Genomic DNA, 5,176 nt, shown 5'->3' on the forward strand with positions numbered 1-5,176 from the left:
CGAGCTGGGCCTTGTCGCGGGGGTCGATGGTCATCGGGCCGCCGCGACCACCGCCGCCGCCTCGGCCGCCGCGTTCTGCGCGATCGAACATGGGGGTGGATGCCGCGGCGCCGGGGCCGTGGGCCGCGCCGGCGTGCGGGGATCGGGTTTCAGTGAGGGTCGCCGTCATGGGCGTCCTCCTCTCGGACGAAGTAGTCGTGAGGTTACCTCACAATGAGTCAAACACACGACTTCGCGCTACCATTCCCCGCATGACCCGGCCCGCCTCGTCCGAGACCCCCGACCTCGGTGACCTCGTCATGCGGGTGGCGCGCATCCTGCGCCGACGCGGCGCCGAGGCCATGGCCCCGTGGGAGATCGCCCCGCACCACGCTCGCGCCCTGAAGGTCATCAGCCGCCACGAGGGCATCCGGCCCGGGGAGCTGGCCGGGCACCTGCGGGTCGCACCCCGGTCGGTGACCGACGTGGTCGACGCCCTGGAGGCGCGCGGGCTGCTCGCCCGAGAACCCGACCCCGGCGACCGGCGGGCGACGGTGTTGGTGCTCACGGCATCCGGACGGCAGTTGGTGCACGAGATCGGGCAGGCCCGGCGTGCTGACGCCGACACCTACTTCGCCCGCCTCAGCGCCACCGACCGCGCGGACCTCGAGCGCATCCTGCGCACCCTGGACGACCGGCCGGACCCTGCTTGACACCAGAAGGTTCACCTTCGCCCCAGCTAAGAAGTGGGGCGAAGGTGAACCTTCTGGCATCGGGCGGGAAAGTTCCGACCGGGATGGGTTCCGGACGGGGGTGGGGGCCGTCAGGGGTGGGTGGCGACCACACCGTCCTCGTCGACCCAGATCTGCTGCCCGGGCACGAACTCGACACCTCCGAACGACACGGGCGCGTCACGCTCGCCGACCCCGTCCTTGGCGCTCTTGCGCGGGTTCGACCCCAGCGCGACGGCGCCGAGATCCAGCGAGCGCAGCGCCACGACGTCACGCACGACGCCGTGGATGACGACGCCCGCCCACCCGTTGTCCACCGCGGATGCCGCGATGAGGTCACCCATGAGCGCCGACTCGAGCGACCCGCCGCCGTCGACGACGAGAACCCGCCCCTCCGCGGGCTCTGCCAGGGCCGACTTCACGAGCGCGTTGTCCCGGTGGCAGCGCACCGTGCTGATCACCCCGGTGAAGGAAGTGCGCCCGCCGAAGTGCCGCAACTGCACTGAGCAGGACTGCAGCTCGTGTCCGCGCTCGTCCCAGAGGTCCGCCGTCGAGACGCTCACGCCGACCCCTCCTTGACGGCCAGGACGGGACACGCGGCATCGATCAGGATGCGCTGCGCCACCGAGCCCATGATGAGCTTGCCCACCGGGGTGCGGTGCCGCAGCCCGATGACGATGACCGAGGCGCCGCGCTCGGCGGCGGCCTCGACGATCGCCGTCGCGGGGTCGCTGCCCTGCTCGATGCGCACCACCTCGACCTCGACCCCGAGCTCGGCGACGTCGCGCTCCACCCGGGCGAGGTCGTCGGATGCCGCCCGGTGGGCGTCGACGAGCACGTCGTCGCGCGACATGTTGACGACGACGAGGGGCTCGGCCCGGCGTCGGGCCTCCTCGACCCCGGCGCGGATGGTGGCCTCTCCCAACGGGTTCGGGATGTAGCCGACGAGGACGGTCATGACGCGATTCCTTCCTGGCGCGACGGGCGAAGGCGTGCGAGCAGCGGCCAGAGCAGCACCGCGATGATCAGGGCGTAGCAGACCCAGGCGACCGGCCCACCGAACAGGCCGGACAGGTCACCACCGGAGGTCTGCAGCGAGCGCCGCAGGTGCCGCTCGAACAACGGCCCGAGGATGGCCCCGACGATCAGCGGCAGCACCGGGATCCCGAAGCGACGCATCGCGAAGCCGAGGAAACCCAGCGCCAGCAGCAGGTAGAGGTCGAACGGCTGGCCGTTGACGGCATACGCACCCATCGACGCGAAGAAGAGGATCCCCGCGTAGAGGTACGGACGCGGGATGCGCAGCAGCTTGGCCCAGGTCGGCGCGAGCGGCAGGTTCAGCACGAGCAGGAAGAAGTTGCCGATGAACAGGCTGGCGATGAGCATCCACACCAGGTCCGGCTCCTTGGTGAGCAGGAGGGGGCCGGGCTCGATGCCGTAGCTCATGAAGGCCGCGATGATGATGGCGGCCGTCGCGTTCGTCGGCAGTCCGAGGGCGAGCAGCGGCACCATCGTGCCGGCGGCGGACGCGTTGTTCGCGGCCTCCGGGCCGGCGACACCCTCGATGGCGCCCTTGCCGAACTCCTCAGGGTTCTTCGAGAGCTTGCGCTCGGTGAGGTAGGACAGGAACGTCGGGATCTCGGCACCACCGGCGGGGATCGCCCCGAACGGGAAGCCGAGGGCGGTGCCGCGAAGCCAGGGCTTCCACGAGCGACCCCAGTCCTCGCGCGAGAGCCACGGACGACCAACGGGGATCACCGTGGCCGCCTTGCGCCGCAGGTGGGCCGCGACCCACAGGGCCTCGCCGACGGCGAAGATGCCGACCGCGATGACGACGACGTCGATGTTGTCGGCGAGGAACGGACTGCCGAACGTCAACCGCTGCTGGCCGGTGACGAAGTCGGTGCCGACGAGACCGAGGGTGAGCCCGACGAGCAGGGCTGCGAAGCCGCGCACCCGGGAGGAGCCGAGGATGGCCGCCGTGCCGACGAAGGCCACGAGGATGATCGCGAGGAACTCGGGCGAGCCGAGGGTGATGGCGAAGTCGACGACCTGCGGCATGACGAGCACGATGAGCGCCGTGCCGATGGTGCCGGCGACGAACGAGCCGATGGCCGCCGTGGCCAGGGCCTGCGCGGCCCGGCCCGACTTGGCCATCTTGTTGCCCTCGAGGGCGGTGACGACCGATGCCGATTCACCGGGGGTGTTGAGCAGGATCGACGTCGTCGAGCCGCCGTACATGCCGCCGTAGAAGATGCCGGCGAACAGGATGAGCGACTGCTCGACGGGCAGGCCGTAGGTGAGTGGCAGCAGCAGCGCGACCGTCATGGCGGGGCCGATACCGGGCAGCACGCCCACGGCCGTGCCGATGAGCACGCCGAGGAGGGCGATGAGGAGGTTCATCGGGGTGATGACGTCGGCGAAGCCGCCGAGCAGGCCGTTGATGTTGTCCATCACAGGATTCCCTGCAGGATGCCGGCCGGCAGGCTCACGCCGAGACCGATCGCGAACGCGTAGAAGGTCGTCAGGCTCATGACGATCCCGACGGCCAGGCCGCGGGCGTGGTGGCGGTTGCCGAGCGCGTAGGCCGACATCGCGAACAGCAGCGCTCCGCTGATGACCCAGCCGAGCCGCTCGATGAGCAGGGCGTTGAGCACGAAGGCACCGGCGAGAAGGCCGACGGTGCGCCAGTCGGCGGGGGCGCCGAGCTCGACGTCCTCACCGCCCTCGGCCTCACCGACGCCACCACGGGCGACGTCGAGTGCGTAGAACACCGAGATGAGGACCAGCGCGGCGCCGATGATGAACGGCAGGGCCTTCGGCCCGACCGGGTCGTTGCTGCTCGTGGCTGCCCCGATGCGGGTGGCGTCGACGATGACGACCACCCCGAGGAGGGCCAGCGCCGCGCACACGCCGTACTGCGCGCGGTCGCCGACCCCCGTCGCAGGAGCGATGTCCTGGACGCTCATGCCAGGCCGAGCGTCTTCAGGATCTCGGCGACCTCGGTGTCCTGAGCCTTGAGGAAGGTCCCGAACTCCTCACCGGTGGCGAAGGCGTCGACCCAGCCGCGCTTCTCGAGCTCGGCCTTCCAGCCCGCCGAGGCGTGCATCTTCGTGAACGCGTCGATCCAGACCGCCTTGTCCTCCTCGGAGATGCCGGGAGGTGCCACGACCCCGCGCCAGTTCGTGAACTCGAGGTCGATGCCGCTCTCCTTGAGCGTGGGCACGTCCTTGAGGGCGTCGACGCGCTCGGCGCTGGTCACGGCGAGGACCCGCACGTCACCGGCCTCGACCTGGTCGAGGAACTCGCCGAACCCGCTGGCGCCGAAGGCGATCTTGCTGCCGAGCAGCGCCGGCAGCAGCTCACCGCCGCCGTCGTAGGACACGAAGCTCACGGCCTTGGGGTCGATTCCGACCGCCTGCGCGAGCTGCATCGGCAGCAGGTGGTCCGGCCCACCCGGGGAGGAGCCGCCACCGACCGCGAGGCCCTTGGGGTCCTTCTTCCACGCCTCGACCAGCTGGTTGATGTCCTGGTACGGGGAGTCCTTGGGCACGACGATCGCGCCGGCCTCCTCGATGAGCTTGGCGATCGGGGTGGTGTCGTTCAGCGAGGCCTCGGTCTTCTGCGTGTAGGCCGCGCCGACGACGCCGAGCCCCATCTGCATGGCCAGCTTGCCGTTGCCCTTCTCGTTGACGACCCGCTGGAGGCCGACGGTGCCACCGGCCCCCGGGAGGTTGAAGACCTGCACCGTGCCGGTGATGCCCTCCTTCTCCATGACCTGGGCCGCGGCGCGTGCGGTGGTGTCGTAGCCGCCGCCCGGGGAGTTCGGAACCATGTACTGCAGGCCGGTGGCGGGGGCTGCACTGCCGGCCGCTGCCGAGGACGAGTCGCCGGCACCCTGGTCCTTGGTCGCCCCGCAGCCGGAGACGGCGAGGGCGGACGCGAGGATGGCGCCGAGGGCGATGTGGTGGAGTCTCATCGTTGAGATCGCTTTCGTCTGGGAGAGTCGGACGCCATGATCGTGGGGGCGCGCAGTTGCTGCTGTCGCGCTTGTGTCGGCAGAGAAGGTTGAGTTCATAGTGGTCATGCGGAGGCGGCCTCGATCGACGCTGGCCGGGCAGCTGTTCGCCCTGCAGCTCGCGATCATCGCCGTCGTCCTCGTGGCCGTGGCCGCCGTGTCCCTCGCCCAGTCGGCGGCGACGTTCGAGCGCGTCGAGGGGCGGCGGGTGGCCGCCCTCGCCGAGCAGGTCGCGAGCAGCCCCCTCGTGCGGGCCAGCCTCGCCGAGACCGAGACCCGCACCGGCCTGGCCACCCTCGCCCAGAGCCTCGTGACGCAGACCTCGGTGTCCTCGGTGAGCTTCGCCGAGACCGACCTCGACGTCCGCGTGTCCACGCACCCCTCGCTCGAGGGGGCGCCGATGCCGCTGGGGGACCCGCGTGTGGCGTCCGGAGCGAGCTGGTCGGGC

Annotated in this window: 6 protein-coding genes and 1 pseudogene; 2 read left to right on the forward strand and 5 right to left on the reverse strand. The window is 70.8% G+C overall.

The genetic code is table 11. From position 1 onward, the window contains the following. Nucleotides 1-251 precede the first annotated feature (251 nt). Entirely contained in the window at nt 252-692 is a 441-nt protein-coding gene (locus tag PLL68_RS11055) for a MarR family winged helix-turn-helix transcriptional regulator (protein ID WP_324534053.1), read from the forward strand. Nucleotides 693-802: 110 nt separating this feature from the next. Here the strand turns inward: PLL68_RS11055 and rraA are convergent, their stop codons facing one another. The 5 genes from rraA to PLL68_RS11080 are packed head-to-tail and all read right to left on the reverse strand — an operon-like array spanning nt 803 to nt 4,689. Then, nucleotides 803-1,273 (reverse strand): ribonuclease E activity regulator RraA, encoded by a 471-nt coding sequence (gene rraA, locus PLL68_RS11060; RefSeq protein WP_324534054.1) that lies wholly within the window; start codon nt 1,271-1,273, stop codon nt 803-805. Further along, nucleotides 1,270-1,668, reverse strand: coding sequence for a universal stress protein (locus PLL68_RS11065; RefSeq protein WP_324534056.1), 399 nt, complete (start codon nt 1,666-1,668; stop codon nt 1,270-1,272). Before PLL68_RS11065 ends, rraA begins: the two co-directional genes overlap by 4 nt. After that, entirely contained in the window at nt 1,665-3,164 is a 1,500-nt protein-coding gene (locus PLL68_RS11070; RefSeq protein ID WP_324534058.1) for a tripartite tricarboxylate transporter permease, read from the reverse strand. Before PLL68_RS11070 ends, PLL68_RS11065 begins: the two co-directional genes overlap by 4 nt. Further along, complete coding sequence (locus tag PLL68_RS11075) at nt 3,164-3,679, reverse strand: tripartite tricarboxylate transporter TctB family protein (RefSeq protein ID WP_324534060.1); 516 nt, start codon at nt 3,677-3,679, stop codon at nt 3,164-3,166. The genes PLL68_RS11070 and PLL68_RS11075 overlap by 1 nt, the downstream gene beginning before the upstream one ends. Then, nucleotides 3,676-4,689, reverse strand: coding sequence for a Bug family tripartite tricarboxylate transporter substrate binding protein (locus PLL68_RS11080; RefSeq protein ID WP_324534062.1), 1,014 nt, complete (start codon nt 4,687-4,689; stop codon nt 3,676-3,678). Before PLL68_RS11080 ends, PLL68_RS11075 begins: the two co-directional genes overlap by 4 nt. Before the next feature lie 106 nt (nt 4,690-4,795). Between PLL68_RS11080 and PLL68_RS11085 the strand changes: the two are divergent. Further along, nucleotides 4,796-5,176, forward strand: a pseudogene (locus PLL68_RS11085) (sensor histidine kinase); the annotation flags it as partial.

The sequence above is a fragment of the Ornithinibacter sp. genome (genome assembly GCF_035443565.1).
GTDB lineage: Bacteria > Actinomycetota > Actinomycetes > Actinomycetales > Dermatophilaceae > Fodinibacter.